17 protein-coding genes are annotated in these 21901 nt (G+C 48.2%); 8 read left to right on the forward strand and 9 right to left on the reverse strand.

Annotation, left to right across the window (positions count from 1 at the left end; genetic code table 11):
* Positions 1–25 precede the first annotated feature (25 nt).
* The 3 genes from R0I52_RS05720 to R0I52_RS05730 form a co-directional block, all read right to left on the reverse strand.
* The gene (locus R0I52_RS05720; protein ID WP_317053529.1) at positions 26–1759 is read right to left on the reverse strand and encodes a sigma-54 dependent transcriptional regulator; all 1734 of its coding nucleotides are present in this window, start codon (positions 1757–1759) and stop codon (positions 26–28) included.
* Between the two features lie 130 nt (positions 1760–1889).
* The gene (locus tag R0I52_RS05725) at positions 1890–3656 is read right to left on the reverse strand and encodes a sensor histidine kinase (RefSeq protein WP_317053530.1); all 1767 of its coding nucleotides are present in this window, start codon (positions 3654–3656) and stop codon (positions 1890–1892) included.
* A gap of 92 nt (positions 3657–3748) precedes the next feature.
* A complete protein-coding gene (locus tag R0I52_RS05730; protein ID WP_075100658.1) occupies positions 3749–4384 on the reverse strand; it encodes a response regulator in 636 nt (211 codons plus the stop codon).
* Between the two features lie 412 nt (positions 4385–4796).
* Between R0I52_RS05730 and R0I52_RS05735 the strand changes: the two genes are divergently transcribed.
* Positions 4797–5885 (forward strand): serine hydrolase, encoded by a 1089-nt coding sequence (locus R0I52_RS05735; RefSeq protein WP_317053531.1) that lies wholly within the window; start codon positions 4797–4799, stop codon positions 5883–5885.
* A gap of 134 nt (positions 5886–6019) precedes the next feature.
* The gene (locus tag R0I52_RS05740; protein WP_317053532.1) at positions 6020–6700 is read left to right on the forward strand and encodes a thiamine phosphate synthase; all 681 of its coding nucleotides are present in this window, start codon (positions 6020–6022) and stop codon (positions 6698–6700) included.
* Between the two features lie 101 nt (positions 6701–6801).
* Here R0I52_RS05740 and R0I52_RS05745 read toward each other — a convergent pair whose 3' ends face one another.
* Positions 6802–7131 (reverse strand): TraR/DksA C4-type zinc finger protein, encoded by a 330-nt coding sequence (locus R0I52_RS05745; RefSeq protein WP_100749899.1) that lies wholly within the window; start codon positions 7129–7131, stop codon positions 6802–6804.
* Between the two features lie 458 nt (positions 7132–7589).
* Here R0I52_RS05745 and R0I52_RS05750 point away from each other — a divergent pair, with 458 nt between their 5' ends.
* The 5 genes from R0I52_RS05750 (at position 7590) to ruvB (ending at position 13043) form a co-directional block, all read left to right on the forward strand.
* Positions 7590–8792 (forward strand): phosphoglycerate kinase, encoded by a 1203-nt coding sequence (locus R0I52_RS05750; protein WP_317053533.1) that lies wholly within the window; start codon positions 7590–7592, stop codon positions 8790–8792.
* Positions 8793–9137: 345 nt separating this feature from the next.
* Positions 9138–9524: a hypothetical protein gene (locus R0I52_RS05755; RefSeq protein WP_317053534.1), complete on the forward strand. Its 387-nt coding sequence runs from the start codon at positions 9138–9140 to the stop codon at positions 9522–9524.
* A gap of 503 nt (positions 9525–10027) precedes the next feature.
* Positions 10028–11065, forward strand: coding sequence for a class II fructose-bisphosphate aldolase (gene fba / locus R0I52_RS05760; protein WP_075100769.1), 1038 nt, complete (start codon positions 10028–10030; stop codon positions 11063–11065).
* A gap of 198 nt (positions 11066–11263) precedes the next feature.
* Positions 11264–11884, forward strand: a complete 621-nt coding sequence (gene ruvA, locus R0I52_RS05765) for a Holliday junction branch migration protein RuvA (protein ID WP_075100770.1) — start codon at positions 11264–11266, stop codon at positions 11882–11884.
* A gap of 175 nt (positions 11885–12059) precedes the next feature.
* Positions 12060–13043 carry a Holliday junction branch migration DNA helicase RuvB gene (gene ruvB / locus R0I52_RS05770; protein WP_317053535.1) on the forward strand — a complete coding sequence of 328 codons (984 nt, stop codon included), beginning with the start codon at positions 12060–12062 and terminating at the stop codon, positions 13041–13043.
* Between the two features lie 169 nt (positions 13044–13212).
* Here the strand turns inward: ruvB and R0I52_RS05775 are convergent, their stop codons facing one another.
* From R0I52_RS05775 to R0I52_RS05795, 5 genes are all read right to left on the reverse strand, one after another.
* A complete protein-coding gene (locus tag R0I52_RS05775) occupies positions 13213–14649 on the reverse strand; it encodes an FAD-binding oxidoreductase (protein WP_317053536.1) in 1437 nt (478 codons plus the stop codon).
* Positions 14650–14927: 278 nt separating this feature from the next.
* Positions 14928–16580 carry an ABC1 kinase family protein gene (locus R0I52_RS05780; protein ID WP_317053537.1) on the reverse strand — a complete coding sequence of 551 codons (1653 nt, stop codon included), beginning with the start codon at positions 16578–16580 and terminating at the stop codon, positions 14928–14930.
* Between the two features lie 83 nt (positions 16581–16663).
* Positions 16664–17368 carry an SCP2 domain-containing protein gene (locus R0I52_RS05785; RefSeq protein WP_100749894.1) on the reverse strand — a complete coding sequence of 235 codons (705 nt, stop codon included), beginning with the start codon at positions 17366–17368 and terminating at the stop codon, positions 16664–16666.
* A gap of 164 nt (positions 17369–17532) precedes the next feature.
* Entirely contained in the window at positions 17533–18615 is a 1083-nt protein-coding gene (gene ubiE, locus R0I52_RS05790; RefSeq protein WP_317053538.1) for a bifunctional demethylmenaquinone methyltransferase/2-methoxy-6-polyprenyl-1,4-benzoquinol methylase UbiE, read from the reverse strand.
* A 74-nt stretch (positions 18616–18689) separates the two neighbouring features.
* Positions 18690–19403, reverse strand: coding sequence for an FFLEELY motif protein (locus R0I52_RS05795; RefSeq protein ID WP_317053539.1), 714 nt, complete (start codon positions 19401–19403; stop codon positions 18690–18692).
* Positions 19404–19949: 546 nt separating this feature from the next.
* On the opposite strand from R0I52_RS05795, the gene R0I52_RS05800 reads away from it, so the two are divergent.
* Complete coding sequence (locus R0I52_RS05800) at positions 19950–21593, forward strand: ATPase (RefSeq protein ID WP_317053540.1); 1644 nt, start codon at positions 19950–19952, stop codon at positions 21591–21593.
* Positions 21594–21901 lie beyond the last annotated feature (308 nt).

A 21901-nucleotide genomic window follows, 5' to 3' on the forward strand; every position in this document is an offset into this window, starting at 1 on the left:
CCATGCCATAGATCATCTCTGGTCCTTATTCAAGCTGGTCTTCATCGATTTCTAGTTTTTTCATGCGGTAACGTAAAGAGCGAAAAGTCGTGCCCAGCAGTTCAGCGGCTTGGGTTTTATTCCAGCCTGTTTGCTTTAGTGCGGTGATGATCAGCTGTTTTTCTTGCGCTTGTAAATAATGCTCTAAGCCTTGGGCGGGCAAGCCTGCCTCGTTGATATTTGTTGTCTCGTTTGGTGCTTGTGCGGTTTGATGAGTCGCTGCTAGCTCTTTATCTGTTTTTATGTTTTCGGCGCTGTCGCCCTGCGCTGTTTTTGGGTAATTGGCAGCCGCGCCTTTGATCACAGAAGGGTAGTGCTGAATATGGGTGCGGTAAGGATGCAAATTACTGTCCGAAGGTGAGGCTTGGACAGGTTTACCTTTCGCATCGTGTGCTGCTGAACTGTCTATAGGCGCCATTTGTCCAGATAGGCTGTTTGGCAAAAGCGTGTCTGCTGAAGCAGGGTGGGTGTGGGCGGCAGATGTTTCAGCTGTTGGTGCTGCGTCTTGCATAACTGAGCTCATCGCTTGCGGCTCTGTATCCGTCGGCGTCAACGCAGGCAGGCCCAAATGGTTGACATCGATATTTGGCGTTTCTGCTAGGGTTACTGCACGCTCAAGCAGGTTACGCAGCTCGCGCACGTTGCCTGCAAAGTCGTGATGTTGCAAACGCTCACAGGCGGCTGCCGTCAGTGAGGGCGGCGTCTCCAATTGCCACTCTTCAGCGATCAAGGCCAAAAAGTGTGTCGCTAGTACAGGTATGTCATCACGGCGCGCGTTGAGCGTCGGTAGTTTTAATTCAATGACGTTGATACGATAGTAGAGATCTTGGCGAAACGTGCCAGCTTGCACCAGCTGGGACAAATCTTTATGAGTTGCAGACAATATGCGAATATCGACAGGTATCTCTTTGGTGTCACCGATGGCTCTCACCGTTTTTTCTTGAATAGCGCGCAGTAGTTTGACCTGCATTGCTAGCGGCAAGTCAGCCACTTCATCTAAAAATAAAGTCCCGCCATTGGCTTGCTGAAACAGGCCTTGTTTGTCAGCGACCGCGCCCGTGAAGCTGCCTTTTTTGTGGCCAAAAAACTCCGACTCCATCAGCTCGGAGGGTATGGCGCCGCAATTCACAGGTACAAATCTACCATCACGGCGTGGACTGAGGTCATGAATCAGTCTGGCGACCACTTCCTTGCCCGTACCCGATGCCCCTGATAAAAAAACTGGGGCTTGCGAGCGCGCCAGTTTTAAAATGGTGTTTTTCAGTGGTAGCATCACCGCTGAGTCGCCGATCAGCCTGCTATCGAGGAGTTTTTGCTCAGGGGTACACTCAGGCGCGGCCTCGGGGTCGTCACCTTGGTGAGTGACTTTAAGGGCATTTTCGACCAGTTGGCGCAGGCGCGGCAGCTCAAGTGGTTTATTGACAAAATCAAAAGCGCCAAGCTTGAGGGCTTCGATGGCCAAATCCATACTACCGTGCGCGGTAATAACGGCAATGGGCGTGTTGGTGTTGCCACTAATTTCTTTGACCAGCTCCAGACCTGAGCCGTCAGGAAGCTTAAGATCCGTTAAGCAAAAGTCATACTCGCGCTCTTGCCAGTAGCCTCTGGCTTGTGACAATGTATAAGCCACATCACTTTTGATGCCCATCTTGGTTAAAGTGATTTGCATTAATCGGCACAGATCTGCTTCATCATCAACGACTAGCGCGGTTTTTGTCATAAATCATCTCATCGTATTCGGTAGCGAAAAATTATCAAAGCATCTATCACAATTGCAGTTAAGTACTTACAAATGCTGAACTTATCAGTGCGGTATTGGTACACAAATAGTAAGGTCGTACCAATGCGTTTTATACATGGATGCGGGCATTGATGGCAGGTGCGATGAGGCGAAAGCAGGTTTTTGTGTGTTCAGGCACATATAGCAGGCGGGCTTGATTGGCTTCGCAAAAGGCTTGTGATAGATACAATCCAAGTCCTGTTCCTGCTTGATCTGTGGTAAAAAACGGATTAAACAGGTGCGGTAAGTCATGCTCGCGGACCCCAGTACCACCATCTAAAATATCGATTATAACATCGTTATCTGCACAATAAATCTCGATTTCCACAAAGGCATGAGGGTGGGCGTAGCTACTATGACGCAAACCATTGTTGATTAAGTTGATCAATACTTGCTCTAGTTGGTGGGTGTCAAAGGAAATAGTCGGCTGGGTCTTAACGCGCAAAAACACGTCATGCCCCTGAAAATGGTTTTCTAAAAACGCAGGCATCCATTCGGCAAGCACAATGGGCTGCTGGTTTGCTTGCTGCTGCCGCGACAGCTTTAGGATGTCTTCTATAATACGATTGACGCGTTTGGTCTGCGAAAATATCATTTTATACAGCTCATGATTGGCTGCGATGTGTTCATCAGTATCAGATGCAAGGCTTGTCACGTTATTTGCTGGTGGGTGACAGCTTTCTACGACGTCCTCCATGAGCAACTGGCTGGCTTGTGAGATGGTGGCCAGCGGGTTTCTAATCTCATGAGCAATACTGGCCGTCAGCTGTCCTAAAGACGCCAGTTTTAGCTGCTGAGCGTTGGCTTGCTCACGGCGCAAATCTTCAAGCATGACCAGTTTGCTGCCGTCTTTTAGAGGGATAATCTGTACACGTAGTTTGCCAAACACCGATACATTGGCCACGGCAGGTAAGTCATAAGTAAAGGTACGCGACTGTCCTGCTGCGACCGTCAAGCAGGCTTGAAGCAGCTGTGGATGCTGCTCGTCAAGTTGCTCCTCAAAATCTACTAACTGGGCGGTAGATGCGCTATCGAGCCTACGCCTATCATTTGGCGTACGACTTTTACTGGTAGTGGGTAAGGTAGGTGACGGACGATGAGGGATACTGAGCAGCTGATACGCGGCAAGATTAGCCAGCACAATATGCGTCTTATCGATGACAATAACGCCATTGACCATTTGAGTGATGACTTCTTGGTTGATGACATTTAGGCGCTCGACTTCCTTGGCATGACGGGCGGCCACTTTTTCTAACTGCACTAGGCGCTGCGAGATAGACCAGCTCAAGCCTCCCACCGCCAAAAAACTGGCAGACATCAGCAGTGCATCGCCTAAGTTGGTCAAGCTCATACTATTGGCAATGGCATAAAAGAACTGCTGATAAATAACAAAAATAATCGCCAGTAAGGTGATGATCAATGCTTGAGAGCTGTGAAGTAGCATAAAGCTTGCCGCTACCACTACCATATATAGCATGGTCAGCTGTAAATCAGGCGCACCTGCGGTATAAAGCAGCAAGCTTAAGATGATGACATCTAAAGCCAAGCCGAAGGCCAGCTGCTGGCGCATGTGTTTGTTGACCACATAAAACAAACCGAGCAATATCATGCTAAGCAGTACATAAAAGCTCAGGGTGGTTTGTTGCAAAAAACTGGGCAAAGACGCGCCACTATCAGCACGTGCGGTAATATAGACCATGAGCATAGAAAACAAGCTCACAGCAAAGCGATAACTGCTATAAATAAGTCCTAGTTTACGCAGCTGCGGCAATGGCAAGGTGTCATTGGGGGGCGCTGAGCGGGTGATGGCCGAGACAAAACGAATAGCAGGTTTCATAAATTTACCGTCATGGGACAATCATTACTTGCTGACTTACAGTGCTGTCTGGCTTAGCTGGTTGACTTACTGAGCAGACAAGTAGGCAAAGATTATGGCTGAATCAGACCATGACGAATCGCTAAATGTGTCAGTTTGACATCGCTATCGACCCCGACTTTTTCATAGATACGGTAGCGATACGTATTGATGGTTTTGACACTGACAAACAGCTGATCCGCGATTTGCTGCGGGCTTTGGCAGTTGACGACCATCATCGCCACTTGTTTTTCGCGATCACTGAGCAAATCAAAGGGCGAGCTGGCATTGTCTGATAGCAAAACGTCTGCTAGCTGCTCTGCGACATCTTGGCTAAAATAGCGACCTCCTTGATAGACTTTTTTTACCGCCCGTATCATCTCGTCTAAGGGTGTGCCTTTGGTGATATAACCGTTGACCCCCGCTTTTATCAGCATAGAAGGATAAGGCTGCGCCGACATACTGCTGACCGCCAAAATCTTGATCCCCATGTCTAGCTGAACCAATCGTTTGGTGGCTTCAAGCCCACCAATATTGGGCATATTGACATCGAGTAACACCACATCAGGGTGCAGCTGCTTGGCCATTTTGATCGCCATGTCGCCGCTATCGGCCTCACCAACCACTTCAATATCCGCACTGTCTGACAACATACGGCTGATACCCATACGTACCAAATCATGATCATCGACTACCAATACTTTAATCATCACTATACTCTTTACTATTTGTCAGAAGAAGGGATGTTGCCTAGCATAAACCACAGACAAAAAACTGTCTAAATTATTTTTTAGTTTTTGACGATGTAAAATACTGCTCATATATTATATGGATGTGGTTGTTTAATATATCAAACTTTGAATAGTTGCCATGCTTTGGGTTAAGGTATATTGCTAAAATGTGAACCAATGTTTCTATAATATAAAGTGGTTGTAGCAAAATTTGAATTGAGACAAAATAAACCATTAAATCAGCTTGATACATTAAACTTGAAAGCAAACCATGATACACTAAAAATACAAAAACTCTATACGAGTACTTACAAACCTATTCATAAACGCTATGAACGTTTTTGGCGTCAGATCGTATGTATCTGACGTGATAGCGACAGCAGGAGGCACAATGAAGCAACTACCATTAACCAAACAGCAACTAATCGCTGCCATGATTTCACTGAGTTTGGGTGGTGTGGCACAAGCTGCACTTACGATTAATGGTAGCGCTGATACAGAATCTAGCGCGCGTATCAGCTGGGGCGGTGCCGATAGCCTATCTGAAGCCCGTAAGATTATGTACAAGTCGACGGGCTCTGCTATCAAAAAAGTCGATAACGGTTATGGCACTACCAATATCACCAATGCTAACAGTTTTGGCAGCAGCAATAATAGCTATACCAGTAGCAATCGCTACAACACCACCTATCGCGGCGCCTTCGGCAGTAGTGATATGATTCCGATCAGTACAGACTCGCGTAGCGTGGCTGTGATCGATGCCGAAACAGGCGAATCTATCTACGAAAAAGACGCGGATATTGCCCGTCCAATGGCGAGTATTACCAAGGTCATGACCGCGATGGTGGTACTAGATGCCGGTCTTGATATGCGTGAAGAGCTTACCTTAGACGCAGAAGACTTTGTCGGTCCTAAACGTGCAAGCTCTCGTCTAAAAGTAGGAGATCGCCTAAACCGTGCCGAAATGCTACTCATGGCCTTGATGAAATCAGAAAACCCAGCGGCAAAGAGTCTAGCGCGTAACTATCCAGGCGGCTATAGTGCCTTTATGCGAGCGATGAACCGCAAAGCGCAAGACCTGGGTATGACGACTGCCTTTTTTGGTGATCCAACGGGTCTCGACAAGCGTAATGTGGCTTCATCAAAGGATTTGGTCAAGATGGTACGCGCTGCGGGTAACTACGATGTGATTCGCCGCTTCTCCACCACCAAAAGCTATGATTTCTTTGTAACTAATTACTCTCGCGGCAACCGCACATATAAAGCCAATAATACCAGCAGCTTAGTACGTGAGGGTAGCTATCCTATTGGTATCTCAAAGACCGGCTTTATCAATGAAGCGGGACGCTGTGTGGTCATGGAAACACGAGTCAATAACCGCCCAGCCATTATCGTTATTTTGGGCGCAAACAGCTCAGCCACGCGCTGGGGCGATGCAAAGAATATCTTAAACAGCTTGGCCACGCGTCGTACTGTATAAGTGCGAATGACACTGATGTCACTATACAAATGCACAAACACAAGTATATAGATCAAAAATAGACAGGTAAAATAATTCAAAAGGCTGTTATATCATATAACGGCCTTTTTTATATCAAAAAGGATACTCGTGGTATGAATCACTTGCAATCGGCTGTCGTACCTCAGCTTTATTTACTGACCAACGATGATGAGTTTGAGCAACTCTATCAAAAGCTAGAGGCTGCGCTGGCAACAGGGCTGGTCGGTCTGCTGCAAGTACGCCGTAAAAAAACAGCGGCACTGCCAGATGGCGCGGCAACACTGTTGGCAGAAGCCAAGCAAATCGTCGAGCTGGCACGCAGATATCAGGTACCAGTCGTGATCAATGATGATAGTGCGCTGGCGGCCAAGCTCGGTGTCGGGGTACACCTAGGTCAGCAAGATGGAAAGATGGTCGATGCCAAGCGCCAAATAAGTCCGGATCAGATTATCGGTCGTACGTGCCATGGACAAGTGGCGCTGGTCAAAGAAGCCAAGCAGCAAGGCGCAGACTATGCGGCCATGGGTGCTGTTTTTGCTTCTACGACCAAGCCCAAAGCCGATACCATCTCGCACCAGCAGCTAAAAGAAGGCTGCCAGCAAGGCATCGATATCTGCGTGATAGGCGGGTTAAGTGCTGAGAATGTCGGCGCGCTGGCAGGTCTGCCTATCAAATATGTGGCTGTCGTTGGAGATATTATGGATCTGCCTGTTGCGCAGATAGCACCTCGTTGTCAGCAGTGGCAGCAAGCATTTGCAAAGTGGCATACCGCTGCCAGTGATGTAAAAGCCTGATGACCAAGTATCGTCAATCCAATATAAAGTCGCCCTAAAGTAGGTTAACTATATAAAGCACAAGACGAAATAAGCCACAAGGATAAGTCAAAAGCAATTCGCTATTTGGCATGCTGCATACAGAGCGTAGCATAGGGCAGGGCTTCTAGGCGCTGCTCTTCGATTGCCTCGCCGCATACTTCGCACTCTCCATAAGTGCCGTTTTCGATACGGCTTAGTGCGTTTTCTACATAGATTAGGCTTTGGCGCGCCTCAGCCATGAGGTTTTTTCGCATGTCGTTTTGACGGTATGAGATGGCTTGGTCTTCCCAATGCTCGTTGAGGTCGTCCTGTGGGTTTTGGATATGCTCTTCGATTTTGTCGATGCGAGTTTCATACTCTTTTTTGAGTTTTAATAGGTCTTGTTTTGCTGTTTTTAGATCGATACTCATGGTTTTCTCCTAGTAATTTGTTGTTATTATTCACTAAAATATTAGGCTAGTGCCTGTGTTTGTCAGAGCCTGCATTTATTCTAGCCTAGTCTAAGGTTATCGTAGTGTAGATTCATCATAGCCAGTGCAATCCATGAGTACCACCACGAAATGTTACTGGTTTTATGAAATGCTGATTTTCATCATCAGTTTGTCAAGCCGGTTTTGTTTGATTGTCTGCTGAGTAATATTTAATCCACGCTTTGATAGGAGAGTGTGGCAGAAAACTGCTAGAATACACCGCCACAAATTCTTACTAGGGTATTTTTGATCGGCTTGAGCGGTACCATTCAGTCGGCATAGTGCGGCATCGTATCGTTGGTGTCAGTTTTATTTAGGATTGACCATAAGTATGTGGTGGTAGGACTTATCAAGCAGTCCACTGTAGATTAACAATAGATGATGTATAGGAGCAGTTAATGAATTTTTTGCGTATGAGTGAGCTGAGCTTAACGGACAAGGTTGTGTTGATTCGAGAAGACTTAAACGTGCCAATCAAAGACGGCAAAGTCAGCAGTGATGCGCGCCTACAAGCAAGCTTACCTACCATCAAGATGGCGCTAGAAAAAGGTGCGGCTGTGATTGTCTGCTCGCATCTTGGGCGGCCAACCGAAGGCAGCCCTGAAGCCATTTATTCATTGGCACCTGTCGCTGACTATCTGAGCGACAAACTGGCTGCGCCTGTGCGTTTAGACACTGACTATCTGACTCAAGGCGTGTCTATCAAAGCGGGTGAAGTGGTACTACTAGAAAACGTCCGTTTTAACAAAGGCGAGAAGAAAAACGAAGCCGCTTTGGCAAAAAAATACGCAGATTTGTGCGATGTGTTTGTGATGGATGCTTTTGGTACCGCGCATCGCGCGCAGGCATCGACAGAGGGCGTCACTCAAGCCATGCGCCAAGCAGGCAAGAAGGTCTGTGCAGGACCGTTGTTGGCCGCAGAGCTTGATGCGTTAAGTTTGGCGTTAGAGACACCAGCTCAGCCAATGCTGGCTATCGTGGGTGGCTCAAAGGTATCGACCAAGCTTGAAGTGCTGCATAGCTTAGCTGAGGTATGTAGCCAAATCATCGTTGGTGGCGGTATTGCCAATACGTTTTTGGCGGCGCAAGGCTATAGCGTTGGAGCGTCATTGTATGAAGCGGATTTGATCGATAGTGCTCGCGACATTATGAGCAAAACTGAGATTTTATTGCCTGAGTTTGTAGTGGTGGCCGATAAAGACGATATCTACTTTGCCGACTTTACTGGTTCATTACAAAAAGCCACTGCGACTATTAAGTCCGTCGATGCTATCGGCGACAACGACATGATATTGGACATCTCCCCAAAAAGCGCTGAGCAATTGGCTGAGGCTATCATTAATGCCAAGACCATTTTATGGAATGGTCCAGTTGGAGTTTTTGAAGTGGACGCTTTTGGGCAAGGTACGCAGATATTGGCCGCAGCGGTCAAAGACAGTGCTGGGTTTTCTATCGCAGGCGGCGGTGATACGCTAGCTGCCATTGATAAATATCAAGTGGCGGATGGCGTCAGTTATATGTCTACAGGTGGCGGCGCTTTCTTAGAGTTCGTCGAAGGTAAGGTGCTGCCTGCAGTTGCTGCTCTGCAAATAGAGGCGTAAACCTTTAACGTTACTTAGTACGTTAGTAACACTAGACGTACAACCATGGTGAATCATCTAAGGTAGGCTGTGGAAATAAGAGGATGGTCGTCGATGATGCCTGCATATATACAGTTGGTATGGTTGGCCTAAAAAGGCTGGCGGATACCATATTTGTTTGATAGCGCGTTTATTTAAGCGTTTGTACGATTTGTATAAAAGGTTTTTGGTATTGATGGCCGCCGATTATTATTAAGTCGTATTTATTTGTTTATACACTAAAAATTATTATTGCATGTCTTATTTGCACTCTATAAAATAGCGCAATCATCTATTTTGACATGCTTTATTTACGAGAGGTTTATTATGTTAAAACGTCATTTGCTACTTGCTAGCGTACTTGCTGGTACTTTTGCTATCACTGCGTGTAGCCAACAAACAGAAGAAAACACTGAAGCTGCTGTTGAGTCTGCCGGTGATGATGTTGCAGCCAACACTGAAGCCGCCGCTGCAGAGACAGAAGCTGCTGCTGCTGAAGCAGAAGTTGCTGCTCAAGATGCTGGCACTGAAGTCGCCGAAAGTGCTGAAACTGCTGGCGCGGCTGCGACAGACGCTCTAGAAAACACAGGTGATGCAATCGCTGAGGGTGCCAACAAAGCAGTAGCAAACACTGCCGAAGTGGTAGCTGATGGTGCCGATGCAGTGGCTGACGGCGCAAATGATGTCGCAGTTGATGCTGAGCAGCAGTACTAATCGGCTCAATAACTAGTAGCTTGTCAAAACTAGTCGCTTAGTAAATAAACATCGATTGACCGATACAAACCTTTTTTATCACGGTTTGACTATTGATAGATTGATGTAAAGCTCGCTAAATAAGCAATTCTTTCATGACTGCCTTATAAAGGCTGTCTTATAAACCAGTTGCTTTATAAGCTCTCAAAATACTAAAAAAGCCTTGGTGATCGCCAAGGCTTTTTGTATGGTGATGGCGGAATGTTAAAAGCACTTCTTTATAGTCAATCCGTTATAAAATAAATAGTCAGGCAACCGCTACGAAGACAAGGCAATTTTTGCTATAATCAGCGCACGATGATGAGCGTCTATTATTGCCAGTTGCCAATGCTTTTGCCAGGCGGGCAGTTTTGACATCATTGATTGTACAGCTTTGGGCGAGTCATATAGGCAGCGCTGTGTTGCTGCTATCATTTCAAAAGCTATTTTACATACTATACAAAATTTTAATCAGAGAGCGTTTTATGGCCTTAATATCCTTACGTCAACTTCTAGATCACGCCGCCGAGCATAATTACGGGGTGCCTGCTTTTAACGTCAATAACTTAGAGCAGATGCGTGCAATCATGATGGCGGCCGACGCCTGCGACTCACCTGTCATTGTCCAAGCCAGTGCTGGCGCTCGCAAATATGCAGGCTCGGCGTTTTTGCGTCATCTGATTATCGCTGCTATAGAAGAATGGCCGCACATTCCTGTAGTGATGCACCAAGACCATGGCATGTCGCCTGCCATTTGCCAACGCTCTATTCAGCTTGGTTTTTCATCGGTGATGATGGACGGCTCACTGGGTGAAGACGGCAAAACCCCAATGGATTACGATTATAACGCTAGCGTCACACGCGAAGTGGTCAAGATGGCGCATGCGTGCGGCGTTTCTGTCGAAGGTGAGATTGGCTGTTTGGGTAGCCTTGAGACTGGCATGGCGGGTGAAGAAGACGGCTCAGGAGCAGAGGGCGTGTTGGACCATGAGCAGCTATTGACCAGTGCGGACGAAGCCGAGCAGTTTGTCAAAGATACTAATGTCGATGCGCTCGCCATTGCGATTGGTACCAGTCACGGTGCTTATAAATTTACACGTCCGCCGACAGGCGATATCCTATCTATCGAGCGCGTCAAAGAGATTCATGCCCGTATCCCAAACACGCACTTGGTCATGCATGGCTCGTCCTCTGTGCCGCAAGAGTGGCTCAAAGTCATCAACGAAAATGGCGGTGATATCGGTGAAACATACGGCGTGCCAGTTGAGCAAATCGTCGAGGCTATCAAACACGGTGTGCGTAAAGTAAACATCGATACCGATTTGCGGTTGGCTTCCACAGGCGCTATCCGCCAGTTTTTGGTAGAAAACCCAAGTGAGTTTGATCCACGTAAATATTTCAAAGCCTCTATGGTCGCGATGTCTGACATCTGTACCAACCGCTTTGAGGCTTTTGGTTCTGCTGGTCAAGCGCACAAGATTCGCCCAATCAGTCTTGAAGGTATGGTTGATTTTTATAACTAAGTCTGACAAGTAGGGCTGAGCTTATCAAAGAAGGCGTTTGTCATATCGATATGCAAACGCTTTTTTTCTCTAAATGGTTGGATGTAAGCGCAAGAGATTTACGTGTACGTTTTTGTATAGGCATTTTTAAACCAGAATATTGAGTATTAAGCGTAGAGTATGGCGCGGTTTATTTTTTATAATGATAGGTAATGGATGATGATTGGACTGATTACAGGGCAGGTCGCGTACCTGATGGCACCAACGGCATGTATTTTGACCGCATCTGGCGTGGGGTATGATATCGAGCTACCATTGCCTTCCTTTTGTCAGTTACAGCTCGATCAGCAGGCTCGCATCTGGACGCATTTGCATGTGCGCGAAGACGCGCAGCTGCTTTATGGGTTTATCGATCGCAAAGAGCGCGAAGTGTTTCGTCAGCTTATCAAAATCAATGGCGTGGGGGCAAAAATGGCGTTAGCGATGCTGTCTGCTATGTCGGCCGCTGAGCTTAAGATGCATGTCGAGCAAGAGTCGGAGAGTGCACTGACGCGTATCCCAGGGATTGGCAAAAAAACCGCGCAGCGTTTATTAATTGAGCTCAAAGACAAGCTAAAAAATATCGAAGTCGACAATGATTTGTTAGAGCTACCAACGCAGGTAACCACAGCCTCTCATGAAGGCAGTATCATCGCTGAGGTCGAGGGCGCACTTATCAGCCTAGGCTACAAAGAAAAAGAGGCGCAGCAAGCGATTAAAGCGGCTAAGCGTAGTGGAGATACGTTTGCTGATACACAAAGCTTACTAAAAGCGACTTTGCAGCAGTTGTCAGGCTTTTAAGGCAGTTTTTATTATTAATTAGGGTCTGCCGAATGCGCTTGACAGCGACCTGACATAGGTGACCTGAGATAAGCGACATCGATTGTCGCTTATTTTTGTTTACGTCTGTGCTTTCGTGCGCTGGTGCTTTATGATGTTTTGTATGATTTCACTTTTTTAATATAATGATAAAACTATGACGCAAGATCGTTTAATTAATCCGCTAGAGGGCGCCGGTGATGCGCCTGATGCCAATATTCGCCCAGCACTACTGGCAGAGTATATTGGCCAGCCTGTCGTGCGTGAGCAGATGGAGGTATTTATCGGAGCGGCGCGCGGCCGTGATGAAGCGTTGGACCATACGCTTATCTTTGGGCCACCAGGGCTAGGTAAGACGACTCTGGCCAATATCATCGCGCGCGAAATGGGTGGTAACCTGCGTTCAACCTCGGGGCCTGTCCTTGAGCGACCTGGTGATTTGGCTGCTATGTTGACCAACTTAGAGGAAGGTGATGTGTTATTTATCGATGAGATTCATCGGTTAAGCTCCGTCATCGAAGAGATACTCTATCCTGCGATGGAAGATTTTCAGCTGGATATTATGATTGGTGAAGGGCCAGCGGCGCGCTCTATCAAGCTGGACTTGCCGCCATTTACGCTGGTAGCAGCGACCACGCGTGCAGGGCTTTTGACTTCACCACTGCGAGATCGTTTTGGTATCGTTCAGCGGTTAGAGTTTTATAATATCGCAGATCTGACTACCATTGTGACACGAGCGGCGCGCTTGATGCGCGTGCCGATGAGTGAGGACGGTGCAGTCGAGATTGCGCGCCGTGCACGCGGCACCCCAAGGATTGCCAACCGTTTGTTGCGCCGTGTACGTGATTATGCTGAGGTCAAAGGCGATGGTCGTATCAATGGCGCGATAGCAGGCAGTGCGCTGGATATGCTGGCGGTCGATAGACGTGGTCTTGACCATTTGGACAGACGCTATATCGAGATATTGCAAGAGCGCTTTGATGGAGGGCCAGCAGGGGTTGAGGCGGTAGCGGCGGCGATGGCAGAGGATCGCGGCACGCTTGAGGATGTCATCGAGCCGTATTTGATTCAGCAAGGTTACGTGTTACGTACGGCTCGTGGCCGCGTATTGACGCAGATGGCCATTGACCAGATGTTATAGGCTATGTCATGTGAGATGATATAAAACTGGCCAAAACACCTTTATACAAAAAGCGCCGCCTTTTGGTTGATTAAAAGGTGGCGCTTTTTTATTTAAATCAGAGACGTCGCTATCAAGCCATTCAATGAAAATTCGTTATATCGGATAGCCTATCGGGCGGCGTAGGCTGTTAATCTGCGACCATAGTTTTCGGCCATATTTTTCCAGGGTTAAGGATGTTGTTGGGGTCGAGCGCTGATTTGATGGCTTGCATCAATACTAAAGCATTACCATGCTCTTGTTGCATGTATTTTTGCTTGCCTTGACCAATACCATGCTCACCTGTGCACGTGCCATCCATCTCGATGGCGCGCATGGCCAGACGGCTAATGATGCCATCGGCAGTAGCGATTTCCTCAGGGTTATCGGTATCGACCAATAATAAAACATGAAAATTGCCATCACCCACATGTCCGACGATAGGGCCAATCATTCCTGATGCCTCGATGTCTTTTGCCGTGGCGCTGACGCACTCTGCCAAGCGCGAAATAGGCACACAAGCATCGGTCGATAAGGCGCTGGCTTCAGGCCGTAGGGCAGAGCTGGCATGATAGGCATTGTGCCGCGCTTGCCACAGACGCTTACGTTCGGCCTCGTCCGTGTCCCACGCAAAATCGCTACCGCCAAATTCTTCGATGATGTCAGTAAAGATTGTTGCTTGCTCAGCTACGCCCGCGTCCGTGCCATGAAACTCCACAAACAAAGTTGGCGTCTCAGTCAGATCTAGATTGGCATATTGATTACAGGCTTTGATTTGCATGGCATCAAGTAGCTCAATACGGGCAACTGGCAAGCACATCTGGATGGTAAGCATCACCGCCTGACAAGCGTCCTCAATCGTTAGGAAGTGGCAGATACCACTAGCAATACATTCGCTAATACCAAACAGCTTGAGCGTGACTTCGGTGACAATGCCTAGCGTCCCTTCTGAGCCGATCATAAGCCGTGTTAGATCGTATCCAGCGGCCGACTTTTTGGCGCGTGTGCCTGTACGTACGATCTCCCCGTTGGCGGTCACGACTTCTAGAGCGAGCACCACATCTTTCATGGTGCCGTAGCGCACAGCATTGGTGCCAGAGGCGCGAGTGGCCACCATGCCACCGATACTGGCATTAGCGCCTGGGTCTATCGGAAAAAACAGCCCCGTATCGCGCAGGTAGTGATTGAGCTGCTCGCGTGTGACGCCAGGCTGTACGGTCACGGTCAGATCTTCATTATTGACTTGTAAGATTGCATCCATCGCATGCATATCGATACATAGCCCGCCAAAAGGCGCGTTTAGCTGACCTTCTAAGGATGAGCCTATACCAAAAGCAATCACTGGCATCTGATACTGATTGCAAATCTCGACAGCCGCGGCGACCTCATGTTTATCCTGCACGGTCAGCACCGCATCGGGTGGCTGGTTGGCAAGCCATGTCATGGTATGACCATGCTGCTCGCGTACCGCTTTATTGACACTCAGCTGTTTGCCAAAGCGTGTCTGTAGCGCAGCTATGGCCGCACTGTGATCGGGCGTAGTGCTATCGTGCGGCTCGGATGCGGGTAAGGCGGATAGGGCAGACATGGATGACTCCTACATAAATGATTTGTTAGACAGCATGTGTTTTTATTTTTTTGGATGTAGACTAGGGCGTGTCCTCAATTCAATCGATAGCTATCCAAATGAGCTAAAAATGGCTAAATCTGGCCAAACGGTGTCAAATAGCTGACGAATCTCTCGATATTATCGGCGCTATTTTCCTTGTTTAGCGGCAATTTATCTCATTTTTATCGCCATTTTTAAAATGAGGGCACGCCCTAAAATAATATACGCCAATGGCATAACGAGCGCTAAAAGAGCAATTAGGCCAGCACCCGCCAAACAACCACGACGATGGCCAATAGATAAAAGACAGGCGCAAACCAGCCGACTTGCGTGGCAATCGCAATAAAGATAGCAAAGCCTGAGAGTGCCAGCCAGTCGCGGCGACGGTCATTGAGCATATCCGCTCGGATTTGCTGTATTTCTCTGAGCTGACTGTCTTGTCGCGACCCTTGCGTGGCAAGGCTCTGTAAGCCTTGGTCGAGTAGTTTTGGGATATCCGTGGTCGATAATAACAGCTCTGGTAACTGTTGACGCAGCTGCTGTAAGTTGCGCACAGGGTCGAGCTGCTCTTTGATCCAACCGCTAAGGATGGGCTTGGCAAGCGACCAAATATCAAGCTCAGGATATAGGTCGCGCCCCAGTCCCTCGACATGTACCAAGGTTTTGAGCAGTAGCATTAACTGTGGCGGAATACTCATATGATGACGACGGGCGATATCCAAAATCTGCATCAATACTCCAGCAAAATCGATGTCGTTAATGGATTTTTGTAGCATCGGACCGACGGTGCGTTTCATGTCACGCATGAGCGCATGCTTGTCGGCGTTAGGTGGTATCCAGCCTGCACGGCTAACAATATCTGCCACGGCCGTGAAGTTGTTATTCATCACCGCCAGCAGCATCCGCGCCACCACCAGCTGATCGTCTCTTGATAGCGTACCCATGATGGCACAATCAAGGCCGATATAGCGCGGCTCATGGCCAAGCTTTGCCGTATCATCGTATAAATCCTTGACAGGTGGCGTCTCAACGAAGACATTACCCGGATGCATATCAGCATGAAAAAAGTTATCGCGAAATACTTGGGTAAAAAATATCGTTAAGCCTTTTTCTGCCAGTGTTGCACGGTCATAACCCAGCTTATCAAATACCTCAACCTGCGAGATAGGAACGCCTTGGATGCGCTCCATGACCATGACGTTTTTGGCGGCATCATAAACTTCAGGCACATACATGAGTGCCGAGCCTAAGAAGTTATTGCGCATCTGCGTGGTATTGTCCGCCTCCAAGGTCAGATCCAGCTCATTGAGCATCACTTGGCGATAGTCTTCGACGATATCGATGATATGTACCGCGCGCGCCGCTTCGATACGCGCTGATGCCCAGCCGGCCAGCTCGCGCAGTAGTTCAAAGTCAGAGACGATGGTGGCGCGAATATCAGGCCGCACCACCTTTACCACCACTTCACGACCATCATGCAAGGCCGCGGTGTGTACTTGGGCGATAGATGCCGCCGCTAGTGGCTTGACATCAAAGCGGGAAAACAATGTGTTGATCGGTTGACCGAGGCCGTGTTTTGGGTGCTGAATCTGAGCAATGGCAACGTCAGCGTCGAAGAGTTTGACTTTATCTTGTAGCTGCACCAACTGCTCGATGATCTCGGGTGGCACCAAATCACGGCGCGTAGAGAGCAGCTGGCCAAGTTTTAAAAACAGCGTGCCCATGTCTTCTAGGGCGTACTTAATGGCGTTGGGCTGATGTTTTTTGCCCCACGCGGCAGGGTGCAGACGAATCAAGCGCGCGATAGGCTGTAGCTGCGGCATCTCTTCTAAAGACAGGTGCGTATCGATACGATAAGTGGCGGCGATACGCCAAAGCTCAAATAAACGGGCGCGATGAGATAGTAGCATGAGAAATAAGCACTCTAAAAAATTCAAAAATAGGGTAGCGCGGTGCTTAGGGTTTGTTAAATATTCAACACGCCCCAGACCAGTTACTGATGAAACGAGTTGTTAAGAAAACGTGACTGCTCTTCTTTGATGGCCGCAAGCCTCGCTTCTTCGCGCGCCACATCAGCACGTAGCTTGAGGAGCTGCTGCCTAAGGTCATTGACTTCTGCCACCTCAGCGGGGTCAGGTGCGGCATTGCCTGCCACATCATTGGCCCAATCGCTGACGTCATCAAATGCGCGTTTGGCACTATGTCGCCAGCTGCTTTTTAGCTGAGAGATGAGCAGGTGTAATTGGCTGGCCATGGGCTTGCCGATGAAAGGCTCCAGCTGTCCTGCCACGTCAGGGTCAAACCCTGCGACCAGCTGTTTTAGCTGCATGAGTACCTTATAGTCGCCTGCGATAGGCAGGTTGCCTTCAGTGCCGCGCATCAGGTTGAGCAGTTGGGCAGGATTGTCAACTGTGATTGTGCAATCTGGTCGGCTGTGACCGATACGCGCGCGCTGCCTACTGGCTTTTTGCCGCTCATCCATAGTGCCGCTTGGCTCAAACACACTGTCCGTGGTCACAGGCTCAAAGCGCAAACGCTCATGGCTAAACAGCACATCTAGATGAATCTCAGGCACGGCCATCTCCAGCCGCAATACTTTACCAGCAAGCGGGGCCAATCCTGCTTTGGTAATGTCATCGCTAGCGATAGCAAGGTTAATCAGCTTTTCGGCACCAGCCAAAAGTAAAACAGTCAGCATAAGGCTCTCGCGTGTTTGGTGAAGCGCCTAACAACAGCGCTAAGTTTATAATAATCAACGACTACAGAGTATGGCGGCTCAATAATCACTATCGTTATCCTATCATGCAGTATGAAAGGCGCAGCATTAAGCACTGCATACTAAGCGCTAAATACTAAGCAATATTACGCCTTAAAACCGCGATGCACCGCGACGATACCGGCGGTGAGATTGTGATAATCACAGTTTTCAAAGCCAGCTTGTTGCATCATTTGCTTTAGCGTTTGCTGATCAGGATGCATACGAATCGACTCTGCCAAGTATTGGTAACTCTCAGAATCATTGGCAATCAGCTTGCCCATCATCGGTAGCGCTGTAAATGAATACAGATCATAGGCTTTAGACAGTGGCTCAAAAACGGGCTTTGAGAACTCCAAAATCAACAAGCGACCACCTGGCTTTAGTACGCGGTACATGGCTCGCAGCGCTGCGTCTTTGTCTGTGACGTTGCGTAGACCAAAGCTGATGGTCACTAAATCAAAGCTTTCATCATCAAACGGCGCCAGTGTTTCAGCGTTGGCCAATACAAAGTCTACGTTATTGCAGCCTGCATTGATCAGGCGCTCGCGGCCGACCTCTAGCATGGCCGCGTTGATGTCTGATAGTACCACATGGCCGTTGCGACCCACTTCGCGGCTAAACACTTTGGCCAAGTCGCCGGTGCCGCCAGCGATATCGAGTACCTGCTGACCGGCACGCACGCCTGATAAGCTAATCGCGTAACGCTTCCATAGACGATGGATACCAAATGACATGAGGTCGTTCATGATGTCATATTTTTTGGCAACAGAAGTAAAGACATCAGCCACACGTGCTTGTTTTTCTGCTTTATTGACTGTCTTATAGCCAAAGTGCGTTTGCTCATTGCCATCGGTTTCAGGCGTGTGCGGGTTGTTGATGTCATCGCGCTGATTAAATAGCGCCTGCTTGGCAGTTTGTGCTTGCGCAGCGCTAGGGTCGGCATTGTCATTTATCGTATTAGGCATAGTGGTTTGTTGACCTTGTGGGGTTCCGGTGGGTAAGTCTTGGACTTGGGTAAAGTCATGGTGTTGGCTGCGCTGAGCGTCTGTCTGCCGCGCTTGTGCTTGCGCTGTGATGTCTTGATTATGACGGATGCTTTCTTTGACGAGACTGTCTTGCAGCTCGGCCTGCTCGGATGGCTCGTGGGTGTTAGCGGCGCGGTTGGCGTTATCTGTGCTGTCGGTCATCATTGTGTCCTATTCGTTATTGTTATGATTTTCTTGGTAGGGCGTGTTGGTATTAGCCAATCTACACTATCAGTCTATGATACACCAAACCTCATTGGCTTACCGTCATTATCCGCGGCATGCACCTGCTCGATAATCAAAAGCTCCTGCTGGCAAAACGGCTCGATAAAATGACTGACACTCTTGAGTGGTTTCATGGCCTGAAAGCCTGTGTCAATAAAGTCATACAGTGGCTGAAAATTATAGCGATAGGCTGTGCCTTTGGCTAAGGCAAAAGCTTTTTTGAGCATAAATGAGTTTAAATGCTTGTCTGTGCGATAACAGACATCTTTGAGATTGGCGATTTGGACGCGGCGTGCTTCTGCTTCATCGACAGCACGATAGGCGGCCAACATATTGTCTTCAGTCACTGGCAACTCTTGGGCCAGTAACCACTGCGCCAAATGCAAATCCAGCTCAATCGCCAAAATCGCCGATTGAATGCCCATACTGCCAGCCTCAAGTGCCGACTCTTTTGCCAAGCGCTCAAGCTTTTGCGCTTTGGGTAAAATGCGCTCCAACTGTTTGGCCAGTAGCTTAAACTCATCGCCGCCATATAGCTGGGTCAAAAAATACTCAGCCATCAGTTGGTTTTTGGGCTGAGAAAACAGTTCATGGTGCGTGTGTTTGATGCGTGTTTGTTGCCATGACTGTACGTCTTTTAGTTTATTGTTCAGGGCTTCGTCTTGATGATAGGGCAGCGCCCAAAAGCGGGTCAAGTGTTGTTGTAAGTTAGCTAAAGCGGCCATGGCAATCAATCCTATAAAATCAATAATATTATCAAAGTGCTGATAAATGGCGAGGTGTTACCTGTCTATCAGTGACATATTTTAATGGTTTTGCGCGCAAAATAGTTTTTAAAACGCTATAAAGATTTTAAAAACCGCACAAAAATACCGTCATTATAACGACAATGTCAGAAAGACAAGGTCAAAATGCAGTACGGCCAATTCGCTATAAAATCGATACGTTCATATTGCCATGCAACTTTTTATGAAGCGGCTTTATTGCCATGTATCTGAACAGCCATGTATCTGATTTATTTAGACGCAGTTATATCTTACGTATCACTAAATGACGGCCTGTAGCAAACGAACGTATCGTAAAAAGTGTTCACCTTAAAAGAAAACAAAACAGAATACAAATGCCAAACTGTTACCCAAATGGTTACACAGCAACGTTATTTAGTCTGTTGACTGAGTGCTAGTATAAAAATGGCTCAAAAATTTGCAAGATTGATGTAAGGAATCAGCATTTGATGAGCTTATAAAAAGCCAACTAGGACGGAGGATGCGATGTCAAAAAACAACCATGCTGCAGAGCAAAGTGCACAAGCTGGCCGCGCGCCATCTGATAAACAAGTCATCAGTCAGCGCCTCAAACCCAACCCGCTCAGTCAGTTTTCTATGGACAAAGATGCCCTGCGACTGGCATTGGTCACGGCGCAATACGCCCTGCGGGCAACGCGGCAACAAAGCCCGCCTACCCATGACAAAGCCACAGGACTGCTGGTACTGGTCAACGGGATGGAGCAAGCGGGTAAAGGCACCGCAGTCAAGCAGTTAAGAGGCTGGGTAGATCCGCGGCTACTAAAGGTCGAGGCGACCGTTGGCGATTGCCCACTGGATTATCAGCCGATTTGGCAAACGCATACCAAAGTGCTACCACGTCACGGTGACGTGATGGTGTATTTTGGAAATTGGTATGCTGATCTGCTGTACGACGTCATGCGTATGACCCGCGCAAAAGACACTGCCGAAACAGACGCTGGGACAAAGAGTCAAAACAGACAAAACGATGAGCCCGCATCTTTGATGTCTCGTATGACCACCAAGTGGCAAGACTATCTACAGCAGCAGCTGGCGAAACTAACGGCCTTTGAGCAGGATTTGGCGGCCAACCAAACGCGACTGCTTAAGTGCTGGTTTCATGTCGATGTCGATACGTTGCAAAAACGCCTGACGGACAAAACAGCAGACCCACAGTTTTTGTATCAAATGGACTGGCACGACAGACAAGTAGTCGATACCTTCAATGAGGTGGCCACCGCGCTGCTTAGACAACAACCAGACTGGGTCATCATCGATGGGGAAGACAAGTCTGCTGCCGCCGATCATTTTTGTCATGAGGTGCTGCACGCCATGCAAGAAGCGCTGGCAAGTAGCAAGACGAGGGATGATACTAAGGCCAAGTCTCATCCAAGCACCTTCGTGCCAGTCGCCATTCCCGATCAGTTACAAGATATCACTAGCACAAAAATAGACAAGTCTGACTATAAAGAGGCGCTGGCGGCCAAGCAAGCGCGTTTGGCTGCGCTACTGCGTGCGCGCAACGGTCGGCATGTCGTCTTTGCTTTTGAAGGCATGGATGCCGCTGGCAAGGGCGGGGCGATCAAAAGGCTGGTGGCGCCGCTCGATCCGCGCGAGTATCAGGTCTATAATATCGGGGCACCGATGCTTCATGAGCTGCAGCATCCTTATTTGTGGCGCTTTTGGCATAAACTGCCCAACGAGCACACTGACCGCATCAGCCGTATTGCTATCTTTGATCGGACTTGGTACGGGCGAGTGTTGGTTGAGCGTATCGAAGGCTTTGCTGATGCGGCGGCATGGCAGCGTGCCTATGACGAAATCAACCGTTTTGAGGCCGACCTAGCTGATGCAGGTACGCTGGTGATAAAATACTGGCTGGCCATCGACAAAAAAGAGCAGCTACAGCGCTTTGAGGCACGCCAGCAGACACCGCACAAGCAGTATAAGCTGACGGAGGATGATTGGCGCAATCGCGATAAGTGGGAGAGGTATGTACAGGCTGCTGCTGATATGCTGGCACGGACAGACACAGACAAGGCACCATGGTGCATCATTGCCACCAACGAAAAGCGTCAAGCGCGCCTGCAAGTCTTGGATCATGCCATCGAACAACTATCGTCACTATAGGCGTATGGCGTAAATAAGCGTATAATGGTGCAGGTAAACACGGTATCATCTGCCCTAACCATGAGCAGTTACAAATCTTGTAATATCATCATGCATTATGTGCTTATATTGAATATAATAGGCGCGTAACGTTTCTTGCTACACCCAACAAAACGTAGCAAATAGAGTCTTGTGACCTGTATTGGTGCCTTTGGTAATACACCGACCATCACAGCTCTGACAACGCTTATCATAATTAGCAGTTATCAAGTACTAACATTATCATCACAAAAGATCTAAGCCGCAAGATGCTGTAATCAGACGATTGA

Source organism: Psychrobacter sp. CAM01 (assembly GCF_032842965.1).
Lineage (GTDB): Bacteria > Pseudomonadota > Gammaproteobacteria > Pseudomonadales > Moraxellaceae > Psychrobacter > Psychrobacter celer.